Source organism: Rubripirellula reticaptiva (genome assembly GCF_007860175.1).
Lineage (GTDB): Bacteria > Planctomycetota > Planctomycetia > Pirellulales > Pirellulaceae > Rubripirellula > Rubripirellula reticaptiva.
Genome location: NZ_SJPX01000003.1, coordinates 610,132 through 625,795, shown reverse-complemented (window position 1 = coordinate 625,795; position 15,664 = coordinate 610,132). Strand labels below are relative to the sequence as shown.

The following is a 15,664-nucleotide window of genomic DNA, read 5'->3' as shown; positions in this document are numbered from 1 at the left end:
TGTTTGAAACAGGTTAACGTATTAGGCCCGATCTCAGTTCCTTCGTTTTTTTTCCCGCAAACCAATCGGTGATTCGCTCCGTGGACTTGCACACGTATTTCGGCACCCAGTCGCCTCCGAGAGACCATTTCGTATCGGTCTTGGAACATTGGGCTGCGCACCGACCGAGCGACACTGCGTATATCTTCACCGATACCGAATCGGTCGAACAACGACTGACGTACAGCCAGTTGTGGGACGAAGTGCGCGCGCTGGCGGGCTACATGCAGTCGGAATGTCGCGTTCGAGCAGGCGACCGAGTCCTGTTGGTTTACCCGCCCGGTCTGGAATTTGTCACTGGGTTCTTTGCCTGTCATGCGGCTGGCGCAATCGCTGTCCCAGCCTATCCGCCGCGGCGAAACCGCAAGGCTTCGCGAATTCGTTCGATCGTGGTGGACGCCAATGCGCGGTGGGCACTGTCGACCCGCAGCATCGTTGAACAACTTTCCGGCGACCAACAGCACGATGATTTGATCGGCGTGCAGTTGCTTGGTACCGACGATCCCAAATGCCGAAACGCAGCCGGCTGGCGACGCCCAAGACTTAGCGAGCACTCGTTGGCGGTGTTGCAGTACACCAGCGGATCGACGGGTTCGCCCAAGGGCGTGATGCTGAACCAGGGCAACCTGATCGCAAACAGTGAATTGATCTTGGAAGCGTTTGAACCAGACCACGAATTTGTCGGCATGAGTTGGTTGCCGACGTATCACGACATGGGATTGGTCGGCGGAGTCCTGATGCCGTTGTACATGGGACGGCCAAACGTGTTGATGAGCCCGATGACGTTCTTGCAACGTCCGGTGCGATGGCTGCAAGGGATATCGAAATACAACGTCTCGATTTCCGGCGGTCCCAACTTTTCGTACCAGCTCTGTGCTGACAAAATTTTGGATTCAGAACTCGAGGGCGTTGATCTTTCGCAGTGGAAAATCGCCTTCAACGGCGCTGAACCTATTCGCGAATCAACGCTGCGAGAGTTTTCCGATCGATTCGGTAAGCTCGGCTTCAATGCGTCCGCCTCGCTGCCATGTTACGGAATGGCCGAAACCACGTTGATTGTCACTGGCGGACCGACGACACCGCGTCCAGTGATCACGACGTTTGACGGTCGCGGATTGGAACAGAAAATCGTACGTCCGGTTTCGTCCGAACATAACGCGGCTCGCCAGCTAGTGGGCTGTGGCGCCGTGTTATCAAACGAACGGGTTCTAATCGTCGACCCTGAAACTCGCGAGAAACTGCCGGGTGATTCGATCGGCGAAATTTGGGTCCAAAGCCCATCGGTCGGACAAGGTTACTATCGTCGCAAAGAGGCAACAGACCAAACGTTTCGAGCCACAACGATCGATGGCGACGGGCCGTTCTTGCGGACCGGTGACCTGGGATTCTTGTACGAAAACCAGCTCTACGTTTCCGGCCGTTTGAAGGACATGATCATTGTCCGTGGCGTGAATCGATACCCGCAAGACATCGAAGAAACGGTCGAATCAGCGTCTGAGGCCGTTCAAGCTGGATCGGTCGGGGCGGTTGCGATGGAGCATGATGGTCGCGAACAGTTGGTGATCGTTGCCGAAGTCATTCGCGACCGAAACATCGATTGGGATTCACAAATCCAAGCAATTCGGCGAGCCGTAACGTCCGAGCACGAGTTACCTCCGGACGCGGTTTACTTGGTCCGCAACAGTAGCATCCCGAAAACCAGCAGCGGCAAAATCCAGCGTCACGCTTGCTTGCACGCGGTTCGAGACGGCGACTTGAAATTGATCGCCAAATGGGTCCGCTGGGAAGAATCCGGTGGGAACGCTCCAACGGATGCTGCGCCGATGATGCAAGCAGCCTCGGCGAGCGGTACGCAGGCGATCGATGCATCCGACGTCAGCGTCGCGATTGTCGAAGTCATCGGTCACCATGTGCGTCACGTCGCTGGCGAACGGGCAGGAAAATTGAACCTGGACACCAACATCGTGTTGGATTTGGGTTTGGACAGTCTGGAACGTTTGGAAATCGCAAGAAAGCTAGAACGCACGTTTGGTGGTCGCTTTCCCGAACAAGTTTTGGATGAAATCGAAACCATCGGACAAACTGCAGTTGCGATCCAGCGGTATTTGCCACCCGGCGGCGAATCGATCGCCGAAGCGATGTTGCGTGGCGAAATTCACGACGACGATGCGATGACAGCTGATTCTCGCATCACAGCAACGGGCGTCCGCACCGCTAAAGTCGAGCCGGTCGAAGCCGAAGACAGCGTTGAACAGTTCGCCGAGTACCGTCGACTGAAAACGACCATGCGTCAGATGCTGATGACCGGTGTGCCAAATCCGTTCTTCACTGTCCACGACGGAATCGTTGGCGACACGACGATCGTTGACGGCAAAAAACTGATCAGTTTTGCCAGCTACAACTACCTGGGACTCAGCGGCCACCCGGACGTTTCCAATGCTGCGGCCAATGCGGTTCGCGAGTACGGCACCAGCGTGTCGGCCAGCCGTTTGGTTTCGGGCGAAAAACCAATCCACGGGCAACTGGAAAAACGGATCGCAAATTGGATCGGAGTCGACAATTCGATCTTAATGGTCGGTGGTCACGCAACCAATGAAACGACGATCGGCCACTTGGTCGGTGCTGGCGACTTGATTATTCACGACTCTTTAGCACACAACAGCATTGTCCAAGGCGCGTTGCTTTCCGGGGCGCGTCGCCGACCGTTCCCGCACAACGACTACGACGCACTCGACCGAATGCTAGTCGAGTTACGAGATCAGTATCGTCGCGTGTTGGTCGTCATCGAAGGCGTCTACAGCATGGACGGTGACTTTTCGAACCTGCCGAAGTTCATCGAAGTCAAGAAAAAGCACCGTGCGATGTTGATGGTCGATGAAGCCCACAGTTTCGGGACGATGGGGAAGACCGGTCGAGGGATGTCTGAACACTTCGGTGTCAACGCACGCGACGTCGACATTTGGATGGGCACGTTAAGTAAGAGTGCCGCATCGTGCGGCGGTTTCATCGCCGGTAGCGAGGCGTTAGTCGAATTGCTGCGTTACACCGCGCCCGGCTTTGTGTTCAGCGTAGGAATGCCCCCCGCACAAGTTGCCGCCGCACTCGCGGCAATCGACACGCTCGAGCGCGAACCCGACCGAGTGGATCGACTGCGCAGTCGCAGCGAATTGTTCTTGTCGCTTTGTCAAGAAGCGGGCCTGGACACCGGCGATAGCGCCGGAACGCCGGTCGTCCCTGTCATTACGGGCAATTCGATGCTCGCGCTTCGTTTGTCGAACCGTTTGAAGGCCGATGGCATCAACGTCCAACCGATTTTGTATCCCGCAGTCGACGAATCGGCTGCGAGGTTACGTTTTTTCGTGACAAGCGAGCACAGTGAAGAACAGATTCGGTTCACAGTCGCGCAGACCGCCAAGCATATTGCGGAACTCCGTAGCGGCAGCGTCGAAGAGAAAGCGGCCGTTTAGTTTGCAGTCGCGGTGACAACTTACTTTGGTGTTCGAGCCAACCCAACGATCTTTAGCCCTTGCAGACAGGTTTCGCTATTCTAGAATTAGAGGGTGCGAGATTGCTGCGGATGGCGACAGGGACGGTTCTCTAATTAAGTCCGCGATTCGAGACACATCGTTCCTCGCAGCATTGCCGTGTTTCATTTTAAAAGGGAGAATATTTTGCTTACCGAGTCCACCGTCGAGACCATGTTTCGGCAACTGATGAAGACCAACGACCGAACCGAAGAAACTTTTGACAAGGCCGAGGAATTGCTCGAAGACGAACTGCGTCCAGAAAGCCCTCTGCGTCACCGCTTGACGGTTGAACTTGACGAACTACGCGCTCTCGCGACCAAAGCGTAATTCGAAATCGGCCGCGGCCGAGACCCGATTGAAGAACACACATCGCCGAAACGGTTGCTAGTCTCAGGACTGTGCCATCGTTTCGGTTTTTTTATGCGCCTAGATATGATCATTCGGCCAAGCATACGTGCCGAAGCTTTTGCGATTGAATTTGTCGGCGCAACGAAAAAAAGCGGCCGCCGGAAGTTTCCTTCCAGCAGCCGCTTTCGATTTCGCAATTGGGATAACGATTTTTCTTAGTGGTTCAGGCTCAACCCGAACGTTCCGCCGACCATGACATAGTCTTGATCGTTGTCGCCAGCCGACACGACACCACCGGTGCCTGAGCCGCCTCGCCACAAGCCACGAGCGATGTCGATGACTTGAAAGCCAGCACGAACTTGGAGCATCCTGGTCAACTGATAACCAACTTCGCCTCGGACGTCGAATCCAACAAAGAACTCTTCGTTGCGAGTGTACTGAGGACGGGTCGTATCCTTATCGTGATCAATGAAGATCGGTGGATCACCGATGGTCACCGGGTTGTCGTATACAACGCGTTCGATCGTTCGATCGTAGGTCGAGCACTGATAGTTGCCGCCGAAGAAGCACTTGAAGTCGCTTGAGTACGTGAACCGACCCATCGCTTTCATGTATCGGAAACCCACTTGCCCACCCAACAAGTCGTTGTCAGTGATCGCGTTGTCGGATGTCATTTGCTCGACAATGCTGTCGATGGGCTCACCCTGAAGTGGGTCGCTGACGTCAACGTTAAAGCTTTGCGAGAAGTTGTAGTCCTTCACTCGCATCCAACGCAGACCCACCAACGGTTCTAGAATACCACCATAGTGATACGGTTCCATTCGCCACGTCTTGTTCAATTCGTAGCTGTTGTAGTTGATGAAGTTTTCCGACGTCGCGATATCGATGAATCGATAGCTATAGCCTTCGTTGTTCCGGACACCGGGTGGCGTTTCAAAGCCGAACGCGCCGAAAGCGTCGCTGTCACCGCTGCCGCCCGTGACTTGACCACCGTTGTACCGGTTAAACCGTTCACGCCGAACCGCGTAGGCTTGGTGAACGTTGTTGCTAGTCCAATTGAGTGTCCAGCCTTTGTCGGCATCGGGAAGCATGTAACCGATTTCGTATCGGTGCCCCCAACCCGAATCCAACTTGGTTTCGGCATTCGTCGTGCCTGACAAGTTGGTGCCCGGTTCGTCCAGTTCAGGACGCGAGCCGTAAAGGTTCAAGCGATCATATGTCGCGAACCAACCTGTTGGCGCTCGCTTACTCGGCTTCATATCGGCCAAGTCCACGTCGTAGACGGGCTCGAACCAATTGAAGTCGGGATCGAACGCGAAAGGATCAGCCGCAGGAAAATGTTCCTGGGCGCCTACCGATGCGACTCCGCCCAGCAACGCCAGGGCTGTGAGTAGACTTGCAGTCAGCTTCCGTACCGACATCGCTTGTTCCACCGTCTTGCAGTTAATTTTTCTCGGGGAACCGACCCGCAGCCGATTCCCGTCATCCCAATCGCCGAAACAACTTTCGACGCCCCCCGTTTCCTTCCGACAAGGCCACAAAAGCCGCGTCAAACCGGAAAACTTCGGGTTATGACGGTAGTATCGGCCAGGTCAGTCGAAAAGGCTTAGCTTCTTTGGCGATAGAAGTGGCAAAAGAGTAAGAATCATCAGAACCGGAACAACTTAAACCATGCTGCCCAAGCGACGCTAAAGCGCGAAACCCGGCTGAATCAGGCCTTTTCCGATCGACCAAGCTGATTTTTCGCTGCAAACGAGAAACAGCAACTACTTTTTGCCCATCGCGCGCTTTGCGGCAAAGAATTCCGTCAGCACGCGGCCGGACTGTTCCGCCAGGATCCCGCCGGTCACCAAGCATTGGTGGTTCAACCGGGGATCTTCCAACACGTGAAACAGGCTGGTGACGGCACCGCCCTTGGGATCGGTCGCCCCAAACACGACGCGCGGGATTCTGGATTGCAGAATCGCACCAGCGCACATCAGGCACGGTTCTAGCGTCACATACAGAGTGCATCGCTCCAAACGCCAATCGTCGATGGACGCGGCTGCTTGAGTGATGGCGATCATTTCCGCGTGAGCAGTCGGATCATGCAGCGATTCTCGCTGATTCGATGCCGACGCAATCAAATCGCCGTCGCGAACAATCACCGCACCGACGGGAACCTCGTCGGCCGTCGATGCTGCGAACGCCTGCTCGAGGGCTCGCGTCATCCAGTGAGTATCAAATTCAAGCAGCAGCTTTTCAGATTCTTCGTTGTTTATCATTCGTTGCGCATCATTCGTGGTTCATCACTCATCGTCTTCGGCCGCCCGGATTTCCGCTGCTTTTTTGGCTTCGGCTAGCTCGGCTTTGGTCAACTCACGTACTCGGATGTTCCGGTATTCGGCCTTGCACATGTAAGCGGCAAGCCCAAGCGGCCGACAGACTTCCATCTCATAGCGAAGATCGAAACGGTGATCGGATCGAGTTTGCTCGATCGCAACTTTGTCGTTGATCCAGCACTGGATTTGCTCGGGGTCGACGCGGACGCGAATCTTCTGCCACTCGCCGTTCGCAAACGTCTTATAGAACGCCTGTGCATTCTCGCTAGCGTCCATTCCGTCAATGTTACTGATCCCCACCACGCCGCCGCCCCAACCGCCCAGCACAAACGTGACGTGACTGTCACCGACCGGGAAAGTCAGACCGCAGAAGAAGTCGAACCCTTCGGTGCGGCGTCCTTCCATTTCGATTTCGTAGTTTTCTTTGGCGACTTCACCGTCCCAGCGGACTCCGGAGAGAGGATCGCCGATTTCGACTTTGATCGCAGCGCCCTCTTTCTCGTTTGGCGTGATCTCAGTCGGACCGTCGCCGCCGAACTGGCAAGCCGTCCATTTTGCCGAAAGCGGCTTCCACTGCTTTGCTGGCGCTGCCCCTTTTTCTGAGGCTGCCTCTTTTTCTGACGCCGCCCCTCCGACTGGGCTAGTTGAAACCGCCTTCGATTCCGCTGCGGCGGTATTAGGGTCGTCGGCACGGGACAAGGGAGTAAGACTCAACCATGTCGAAAACAGCAAGCATGTCGCAAAACGATTCACGAGAGGCACCTTATAAGAACGATGGAAGCTTGTGCGGAAGAAAGTGATCGCGAGGGTCAAAGCGGTTTGTCCGAAAGCGATGCGGCGACTTTCAGTTTCTACGAAAAACGGGTAAACGTGTGCTACAAACTCGTCAACCAATTCAACGTCGGATGGTCCCAGCCACTGCCGCTAGGATGTCAACCTACTCGCCAGCCTACTCGATCGAAAACCCGCCGATGCGCCCGGTCACCAAAGTTTCGCTCCTGGGAATCCGTTTAGCCATCGTTGCGCTAGCAATTTACTGGATCGCGATATTTACCGGAACGCACTTGCCAGCGGTTCACGATTTTTCGCCCAAGGTCAACGATAAGATCAAGCATTTCTCGGCTTTCTTTGGCCTGGCGCTACTGATGTGCTATACGACGAACTCCGACCGGTTGCTGAAGCGGTTCGCGATGATCGCGGCTGTTGGCATGGCTTACGCCGCGTTTGACGAGATCACTCAAGGTCTGGTACCTGGCCGAACAACGGACGTGATGGATTTCGCAGCCGACACGGCCGGAATCCTAACCGCGATTGGTTGCTATGCAGTGGCTCGGATGATCGTTGTCAACCGCCGCCCGGCCGTCTGATCGGATCGTCTGATTGGTTAGAGTCGTATGGTTTGATCGCAAACGCTTGATCGCTGATGGGGTGTCGCAGACAATGTCGCGATGAATAAAACCAAGGCGACGGTATTTCCGATCTTTTTAAGCGTCCTACTTTCGGTACTGGACATTGGCGAATCGTGGTGTGCCGAGCCTGCCGATCTGCTTCGTATCGACAACCAGGTGGCTTGGTGCATCGTCCCGTTCGACGCGACGAAACGCAGCCCAGCCGAACGCGCGTCGATGCTGAAGGAACTGAGGATTACTCGGTGTGCCTACGATTGGCGCGACGAGCATGTGCCCACCTTTGAACAGGAAATTCTGGAATACAAAAAGCAGGGAATCGAGTTCTTTGCATTCTGGAGCGTTCACGAGGACGCGTTCAAGCTGTTTAAAAAGTACGAGATCCATCCTCAGATTTGGCAAACGCTTGCGGCTCCTGGCGAAGGCTCAGCAACCGAACAAGTTCAAGCCGCTGCAAAGAGTCTGCTGCCGCTATGCCGCCGCACCAGCGAGATAGATTGCAAACTCGGACTGTACAACCATGGCGGTTGGGGCGGCGAGCCAAAGAATCTTGTGGCCGTTTGCAAGCGACTGCACGAGCTGGGGCAAACTCACGTCGGCATCGTTTACAACTTCCATCATGGCCATGGGCATATCGACGACTGGAAAGAATCACTCGATCAGATGCTGCCCTATTTGCTGTGCGTGAACTTGAACGGCATGAACCGACAGGCTCAGCCAAAGATACTTGGCATTGGCAAAGGGGAACACGAACTGGCAATGATTCGTACTCTCGTCGCAAGTGGTTACCAAGGTCCGATCGGGATCCTCGACCATCGCCCAGAATTGGACGCTCGCCAGTCGCTGTTAGAAAATCGCGATGGACTGGACTGGGTTCGAAAAGAGATCGCCAAACCTGGCAGCGGCGGTCCAAAGCCGACCGGTCCCCAACCCTCGACAAACGATTCCAGCCGATCATCGGGACGTGTTTTTCCCGGTGCGAGTGCCTATCGCGTCCCGCCAATCACCGTTGAAGTTCGGGCGACGATTCACAGTCGCGATCAATACAACTTGTTGGTGGCCAGCGATACAAAGGCGTCGTCAGATCACTGGGAAATGTTCACGATGAAGGGAAGCGGCGAGCTAACGGTTTACCTGCCTGGCAGCGTTCCTGATCACGTTCGTAGCACGTCGATGATCTGCGATGGGAAGCCACATTCACTTGCGATGCACTACGAGGCACATCGCGTGCGTTTATATGCCGATGGCAAACAAGTCGCGGATCAAACAATCGAATCACGCAATCTTGAAACCAGGGTCGCCGGAGCGTTTGCGATCGGAAGATTGGTCGAAGGAACGTTTCGCTGTGATGGCCAGATCGACTGGGTACGAATCTCGAAAGGGATTCGCGAACTGAGTGCGGAGGCTGCGACGATTGTTGATCGAGACGGAGCAACTGTTGGATACTGGAACCTCACCGCGATCGGAGAAGCGAAACCCCCGAAAGCGACGGAGCCGGCAATTAGTCAATCGAGCCTGACGGAGATGCCCTACGACGCTGCGATTGTGGAACGCTTCGCCGCTCAATCGCTCAAACATGGTGATGCGGAACGTGGAGCCAGAGTCTTCGCCGACTCAAAAACAGCGTGCCTGTCATGCCACCGCGTGGGATCACTCGGTGGCGCGGTTGGTCCCGACTTGTCGGTCTTGGCAAAAGATCGCACGGTAAATCAAATCATTGAATCAGTGCTGTGGCCCAAACGTGAAGTGAAACCCGAGTACACGACGTGGCGAATTCTAAGATCTGACGGGTCAATCTTGTCGGGATACAAAATCGCTGACGACGAAGTTGGTGTGACACTGCGAGACACCAACACAAACGTCGAGACTCGAATCGCATCCGACGATATTGAGCAACTGATTGCGGGTGATACAGTGATGCCAGACGGACTGGCCGGCGCGATGCGAGACGAGCAACAGGTCGACTTGTTTCGGTTCTTAAGTGAACTGGGACGCGACGGCCAACCGCTAAGTGAATCCCTGCAACACGCAATCCGTGAAACGCAGCAGCAAACAGCTCACTCGCATCAGTCTGCGCACTTTCAGGTCACACGCGAGCCACTTGAACCGAGTCGTTGGCCACACTGCCGTGCCGACGTCAATCGTGACCGACAGTACGATTTTTACACGAAGCAAGCCGAGCACTATCGCGCTGCTACGCATTTTCGCGCGTTGATCGCGCCGTACCCTGGACTCGATGGTGGCGACCAAGGCCATTGGGGAAACCAGGACGAACAGACTTGGGCGGACGGGCGCTGGAACGACGCCAAGCTTGGTTCGGTTCAGTCAGGTGTCTTTCGTGCAAAGGGGCTGACAATTCCTCGCGGCGTATGCGTGCAACTTGGTGATGACGGCGAGTTGGCAACTTGTTTCAACCCGGACACTCTTTCGTACGACGCAGTCTGGTCGGGCGGTTTTGTCAAACTAAATTCGGTTCGTCATGGTTTCGTCGACGGCTTGAAACCGCGAGGCCAACTCGTCAAACACGAAAAATCCAAGGCACCCGACCAATCATTTCAGTACCACGGCTTTTACAGGTACGGAAAACGGATTGTGTTTGCCTACCGCATCGGCGACGCCGAGTATCTCGATTCACCTTGGGTCGACGATGGAAAATTCGTTCGCGAAGTTGCGCCCGTGGATAAACATTCGCTAAGAGCGGCGATTTCGGGCGGGACGTCTCAGTGGCCGGATGTGCTGGAGACCGACGTGGTGCTCGGAACCGAAACTCCCTATGCGATCGATACGATCGAGTTGCCGACGGACAATCCGTGGAAAATACCCCTGTTCTGCGGCGACCACGATTTCCTACCTGACGGCAGCGCACTGGTCTGCACGATGCAAGGCGATGTTTGGCGAGTGTCGGGAATCACATTCGGATCAAACCAGTCAGGCAAAGCACATTGGCGACGTTTCGCATCTGGACTGCACCAGCCTCTCGGCTTGGTCGTTTCGGATGGGAAGATTTTTGTTCAGTGTCGCGATCAATTGACACGCCTCGAAGATCGAAACGGTGACGGCGAAGCAGACTTCTACGAATGTTTCAGCAACGCCTTTGTCACTTCGCCAGCTGGACACGATTTCATTTGCGGCTTGCAACGAGACGCGGCGGGCAACTTTTACACGGCATCGGGCAACCAGGGTTTACTGCGGATCAGCGGTGACGGAACAAAAGCGGAAACCATCGCAACAGGATTTCGCAATCCAGACGGATTGGGGATTTTGCCGGACGGTGGCGTGACCGTTCCGGTGTCGGAAGGGCAATGGACGCCAGCCTCGGCGATCAACTTGGTTCGTCCATCGAGTCACTCGGCGTCAGAATCGCCATCCCACTTTGGGTACCGAGGACCAATCGATGGCCAACCGCCCGAGTTGCCGTTGGTTTATCTGCCCCGCGGAATTGACAATAGCGCTGGCGGGCAAGCCTACGTTGCGAGCGATACCTTTGGCCCGCTCGACGGACAGTTGGTGCATTTCTCGTTCGGCACCGGATCCTGGTTCGTTGTTTTGCGTGACGAAGTGGATGGACAATCGCAAGGAGCCGTTGTTCCGATGACGGGCGATTTCCTTTCAGGTGCCCATCGCGGTCGATTTAACCCTGTTGATGGACAGTTGTACGTTTCCGGTATGAACGGTTGGGGATCGTACACGCCCGACGATGGTTGTTTTCAGCGAGTGCGATACACCGGCGATTCAGTTCAAGTCCCGACGGGATTTCACGTCCACAGCAATGGCGTTCAAGTTACGTTTTCCGCTGCGATTGATCCCGCGATTGCCGAAGATCCCGAGCAACAATTTGCCCAGTGCTGGAACTACCACTACAGCACCGCCTATGGATCGCCGGAGCTGTCAACGACACATCCAGGATCGCCGGGTCACGATCATTTGTCGATTACATCGGCAACGGTGCTGCCCGATGGTCGTTCGGTGTTTCTTGAAATTCCGGATCTGCAACCGGTCAATCAATTGCATCTTCGTATGCATGTCAACGAAGTCGACACGTTGACGTGTTCGCCGAGCGGTATGGGGCATGACTTGTTCGTCACCGTCCACAAGATGGCCCAACCATTCGTTGACTTTCCCGGATATGTCGCACGCGAGAAAACGATCGCGGTTCACCCATTGCTGTTTGATCTTGCGGCTGACAACGTAAAGAAGGTGAATCCTTGGCAAAGCGAGATTGCTTCGGCACGAAAGATCGAGATCGTAACCGGCCAGAATTTGGCCTTCGCGACGAAACAATTCAGGGTCAAAGCCAACGAGCCAATCTCGCTTAGACTCTCTAATCCAGACGTTGTTCCTCATAACTGGGTGTTGGTGCGACCGGGAACGCTAAAGCAAGTCGGCGAATTGGGAAACCGTTTGATCGCTGACCCCACCGCAGTGTCGCGTCATTACATTCCCGAGACGGACGCAGTACTCGTCCACACGGACATCGTTGATCCAGGTGATGAACAAACGGTCAACTTCATCGCTCCTGCCGCTCCCGGCAACTACCCGTTTCTATGCACGTTTCCGGGCCATTGGATGGTCATGAACGGAACCATGATCGTTGAGTAACCACTTGTCGAATGGGGGCGCCAGTCCTCTTCAAGAGAAACAGCCAAAATTAGAATCCGATTGGCTTGAAGCGCGCCGGCGTTATCTCTTGTTGCGACGTTGACTGATCAGCGCGTGAACCACGTCACTGCGGCGGACCACGCCTAGCAACTCACTGGGGTTGTTTCGTGTTACGACCGGAATGCAGTCGTCGGTTTCGTTCTGGAACAATTCAAACGCACGTGTCGCAGGTTCATCGGGATGCAGAATCACGTCGCTGACGCTGATCAAGTCTTCGGCTCGAACCAGCGTCGATGCGCTCAAGTCGAACATCACGTCACTGAGCAGTGGATAGCGGATCACTCCCACGACCGAAAACTTGTCATCGACAACGGGATAGGTGTTGTCATGGCTGTGCTCGATGTGGTCAACGACTTCGTCGAAGTTTGCCGATTGATGAATCCCGCTGGTTTTGCGAATCAGATCGCTGACTTTGACGCGGCTGTTTTTCGACGGCGCAATTTCTCGGCCGTCCATGCTCGAACGAAACCGATCCACCACGCTGCGAAACTGTTCCATCGGCGTGCGAGTCGTGTGATTGATGGCTTGAGCCAAGGGGACTTCGCCGGTTTCCAACAGCGACTTGCGAATCAGCAGCGGCCCGATGATTTCGAACAACACGACTGACCCGAGAATGATGTCCTGGACCGGCTTGCCGAGTTCGGGGTTACGCTGGACCGCGATCGCTGACAGCGCAATTGCCGCGCCTGCTTGGGCCATCAAACAGGCTCCCAGCCAGTGACGCACTTCCATCGGTTGTTTCGTGACACGCGCGGCAACGTAAACGCCAATCCACTTGCCGGCGATGCGAAATACGATGTACACGGCGCCCAAAATACCTGCGGCCAAGAACTGTCCAATGTCTAACCCGGTTCCGTGAACGGCAAAAAACAGCACTGCCAATAAACCGGACAAATGGTCCAGTTCGTCGGCGATTTTGGATTTATAGTCGGACGTGTTGGCGACAGTGACTCCCATCACAAAGAACGTCAACAGATACGGAATGTGTAGCGACTCGGTTAGTCCTAGCAAGAACGTGGTCGTCGCGACTAGCAACACCAACCAACGTTTTGAATTCAGCAGCCCGCATCCATAGCTGACGAGCAAACCGCCCGCGATACCTAACAAGCAGGATCCGACGATGTCCGTGACCACGCTAAGCAGTTGCTCGCCCAGTGGCGTTTCCATCTTTCCTTGAATCAACTGAATCGCAAGAAAGCCAAACTCGAACATCAAGATGCAAGCGAAGTTATTCATCGCGACCAAAAAGCCGGTACTTTCGGTCACCGGGCCTTCCGAGCGAAACTCTTTCAGCACCAGAATCGTCGTCGCCGGTGCCGTCGCGACCGCCAGGCAGCCCAGCAGCAACGCCATGCTAGGCGAGGCACCGAACATCAACAGTCCGACCGTCACCAGCGTCGCCGTCGCAAAGATCTCGGCTGCTGATAACACCAAACAACGTTTCGCCACCCGCCGAAATTTGGTGAAAGTGAATTCGGAACCCAAGTTGAATAGCACGATCGCCATCGCCAGCATCAATAAGGGTTCGAGCATTTCAAGGTGCTCGCCCGGAACCCAATCCAGCAAACTGGGGCCGACCAACAAGCCGACCAGCAGATACGCCGTCACCTTGGGCAGGTACAGCAGATCCGCAAACACGCCCGCGGCTAAGCAAACGCCCAGCAACAATCCAAGCGTGCCGGAGATGTGAAGATGAAAATCAGTCATTGAATTTAAATCGGTCGGGCGGCAGTTTTGGACGCTCTGCGAGTCCGTGGTTATATCGAATCAACGGCGGCTTCGGGTGAAGGGAGCTTGCCAACGGAGTTCGATTGACGTGTGCAGGGTGTGCGTGCAGGTCCATTGACTCTCCAATCTGCATCGCCCAAGCACCGGAATTGCGATTCCTTCGCTAAGCTGTCCGCTTTCAGCCCCCCCCAAACGATGCATTCATGCAAAGAATGAAATTCCGCGGCTTTCAGTTGTTCTTTCACAATCGCGATGCGGCTGAGTCGATGGTGCGCCAGATCGACGACTTCCCCTCCTTCTTTACACCCCAGGGTGATCGGCCGCTGATTATCGACTGTGGCGCCAACATTGGCGTTTCGGCGATGGAATGGAAGTCGCGCTGGCCGACTGCAGAAATCATTTGTTTCGAACCCGATCCCTTCACGTTCAAGGTGCTGCAAAAAAACTTCGATTTCAACGACGTGCCTGGCGTCAAATGCATCAACGCAGCCGTCGTCGACCAGGACGGACCGATCGATTTCTATGGCGATATTCAAACGACCGGTGACGCGAGAGGAAACTCAGTCGATCCGGCTTGGGCCAAACGCGCGGGAACGACACAGACAAGCGTTCGCGGTGTTCGGCTGTCGTCGTACATCAAGGACCGCGAGGTCAGCTTTTTGAAGATTGACATCGAAGGTGCCGAGCAACGGGTGATCGAGGAGATTGCAGATTGCTTGCCGCGAATCGAAGCGATCTATGTCGAAGTTCACGAAACAGATGACAGCATCGATCGCAACTCAGTCGCCGGAATTACTCGATTGTTGGCCGATGCCGGTTTCACGATCGAACAAGAACCACGTTTGGGCGAGCACGCTTTGCCAGCACACCTGCGCGATTGGCAGGCATCCGTCGGTGCTGTTCAGACTCAATTGTTGTGTTGGCGATGAACGAACGGGATGCAACGAATGTGACGAAGACGTTGTGCTTGGCGATCGAATCAGAAGAGATTGTCAACGCGATTGCGTGGTTTGAGTTGTAGGGTTCAGACGGTATCTGTCACCGTCTCAACGAAGGCTCAAGAATGTTCCGTTTGCTAGTCATTGTCGCCGCCGTCGTTTGGGCATCGGGCAACTCAGCCGCCGAGGCTCAGCGACACCATCATCAAAGCAACAGTCACAGTCACCGCAGCGGCAGCCGTGCTGGACATGGCTACAGCAACCAACGCTTTGGCAGCCAAGGTTACGGCGGCTATCAGTCGCAGCGGTACTCGTCGTCGGGAATCGGAATCTCGATTGGCATCGGCAATGGATACGCTGGCCCCGGTTTTGCGGGATCAAGTTACGGCTACGGTTATGGATCCGGATACCCCGGTTTCGGCTATCCCGATTCTTATCGCTTCAGTGGCTACGGCTACGATCCTTACCGAAACGGCAGCTTCAACCCGCCCGACCTGCTAGACGACCCATATTTTCAGTGGCAACACAAGTACGACAGTGCTTTCCCGGGTCGCCGCCAAAGCCAATACCCAACTTTGCAACTGCGCAGCTTCCCGTAGTTGTTGATGGCAGAGGGGTGTTGAAGCTGGCGGTTTTGGTGACGACTGGCTGCTGCACGACTTGTTTGTGGCACTCTGGCAGACGATGATCATGGTCCA

10 protein-coding genes are annotated in these 15,664 nt (G+C 55.1%); 6 read left to right on the top strand and 4 right to left on the bottom strand.

Going from position 1 to position 15,664, the window contains the following annotated elements:
- Nucleotides 1–71 precede the first annotated feature (71 nt).
- Both Poly59_RS15285 and Poly59_RS15280 read left to right on the top strand, forming a co-directional pair.
- On the top strand, nt 72–3,506 hold the full coding sequence (locus Poly59_RS15285) for an aminotransferase class I/II-fold pyridoxal phosphate-dependent enzyme (protein WP_315852601.1): 3,435 nt from the start codon (nt 72–74) through the stop codon (nt 3,504–3,506).
- Between the two features lie 204 nt (nt 3,507–3,710).
- Entirely contained in the window at nt 3,711–3,893 is a 183-nt protein-coding gene (locus tag Poly59_RS15280; protein ID WP_146535315.1) for a hypothetical protein, read from the top strand.
- Nucleotides 3,894–4,129: 236 nt separating this feature from the next.
- On the opposite strand, the gene Poly59_RS15275 is transcribed toward Poly59_RS15280, so the two are convergent.
- The 3 genes from Poly59_RS15275 to Poly59_RS15265 all read right to left on the bottom strand — a co-directional run bounded on the left by Poly59_RS15275 (nt 4,130) and on the right by Poly59_RS15265 (nt 6,988).
- The gene (locus Poly59_RS15275) at nt 4,130–5,335 is read right to left on the bottom strand and encodes a hypothetical protein (RefSeq protein ID WP_146534964.1); all 1,206 of its coding nucleotides are present in this window, start codon (nt 5,333–5,335) and stop codon (nt 4,130–4,132) included.
- A gap of 345 nt (nt 5,336–5,680) precedes the next feature.
- A complete protein-coding gene (gene tadA / locus Poly59_RS15270) occupies nt 5,681–6,178 on the bottom strand; it encodes a tRNA adenosine(34) deaminase TadA (RefSeq protein WP_146534963.1) in 498 nt (165 codons plus the stop codon).
- Between the two features lie 24 nt (nt 6,179–6,202).
- Nucleotides 6,203–6,988 carry a 3-keto-disaccharide hydrolase gene (locus Poly59_RS15265; RefSeq protein ID WP_146534962.1) on the bottom strand — a complete coding sequence of 262 codons (786 nt, stop codon included), beginning with the start codon at nt 6,986–6,988 and terminating at the stop codon, nt 6,203–6,205.
- A gap of 176 nt (nt 6,989–7,164) precedes the next feature.
- On the opposite strand from Poly59_RS15265, the gene Poly59_RS15260 reads away from it, so the two are divergent.
- Entirely contained in the window at nt 7,165–7,602 is a 438-nt protein-coding gene (locus Poly59_RS15260) for a VanZ family protein (RefSeq protein WP_246151669.1), read from the top strand.
- A gap of 81 nt (nt 7,603–7,683) precedes the next feature.
- Nucleotides 7,684–12,240 (top strand): DUF6797 domain-containing protein, encoded by a 4,557-nt coding sequence (locus tag Poly59_RS15255; RefSeq protein ID WP_146534961.1) that lies wholly within the window; start codon nt 7,684–7,686, stop codon nt 12,238–12,240.
- Nucleotides 12,241–12,321: 81 nt separating this feature from the next.
- Here Poly59_RS15255 and Poly59_RS15250 read toward each other — a convergent pair whose 3' ends face one another.
- Nucleotides 12,322–14,007, bottom strand: a complete 1,686-nt coding sequence (locus tag Poly59_RS15250) for a cation:proton antiporter domain-containing protein (RefSeq protein WP_146534960.1) — start codon at nt 14,005–14,007, stop codon at nt 12,322–12,324.
- Nucleotides 14,008–14,231: 224 nt separating this feature from the next.
- Between Poly59_RS15250 and Poly59_RS15245 the strand changes: the two genes are divergently transcribed.
- Together Poly59_RS15245 and Poly59_RS15240 are read left to right on the top strand one after the other, a co-directional pair.
- Nucleotides 14,232–14,957, top strand: a complete 726-nt coding sequence (locus tag Poly59_RS15245; protein ID WP_146534959.1) for an FkbM family methyltransferase — start codon at nt 14,232–14,234, stop codon at nt 14,955–14,957.
- A 134-nt stretch (nt 14,958–15,091) separates the two neighbouring features.
- Nucleotides 15,092–15,565: a hypothetical protein gene (locus Poly59_RS15240; protein ID WP_146534958.1), complete on the top strand. Its 474-nt coding sequence runs from the start codon at nt 15,092–15,094 to the stop codon at nt 15,563–15,565.
- Nucleotides 15,566–15,664: the final 99 nt, after the last annotated feature.

Bases quoted from the DNA above. Each gene is read 5' to 3' on its own strand.
- Poly59_RS15250 (WP_146534960.1), bottom strand. From the start codon at position 14,007: ATGACTGATTTTCATCTTCACATCTCCGGCACGCTTGGATTGTTGCTG.
- Poly59_RS15255 (WP_146534961.1), top strand. From the start codon at position 7,684: ATGAATAAAACCAAGGCGACGGTATTTCCGATCTTTTTAAGCGTCCTA.
- Poly59_RS15260 (WP_246151669.1), top strand. From the start codon at position 7,165: ATGTCAACCTACTCGCCAGCCTACTCGATCGAAAACCCGCCGATGCGC.
- Poly59_RS15245 (WP_146534959.1), top strand. From the start codon at position 14,232: ATGCAAAGAATGAAATTCCGCGGCTTTCAGTTGTTCTTTCACAATCGC.
- tadA (WP_146534963.1), bottom strand. From the start codon at position 6,178: ATGATAAACAACGAAGAATCTGAAAAGCTGCTGCTTGAATTTGATACT.
- Poly59_RS15240 (WP_146534958.1), top strand. From the start codon at position 15,092: ATGTTCCGTTTGCTAGTCATTGTCGCCGCCGTCGTTTGGGCATCGGGC.
- Poly59_RS15275 (WP_146534964.1), bottom strand. From the start codon at position 5,335: ATGTCGGTACGGAAGCTGACTGCAAGTCTACTCACAGCCCTGGCGTTG.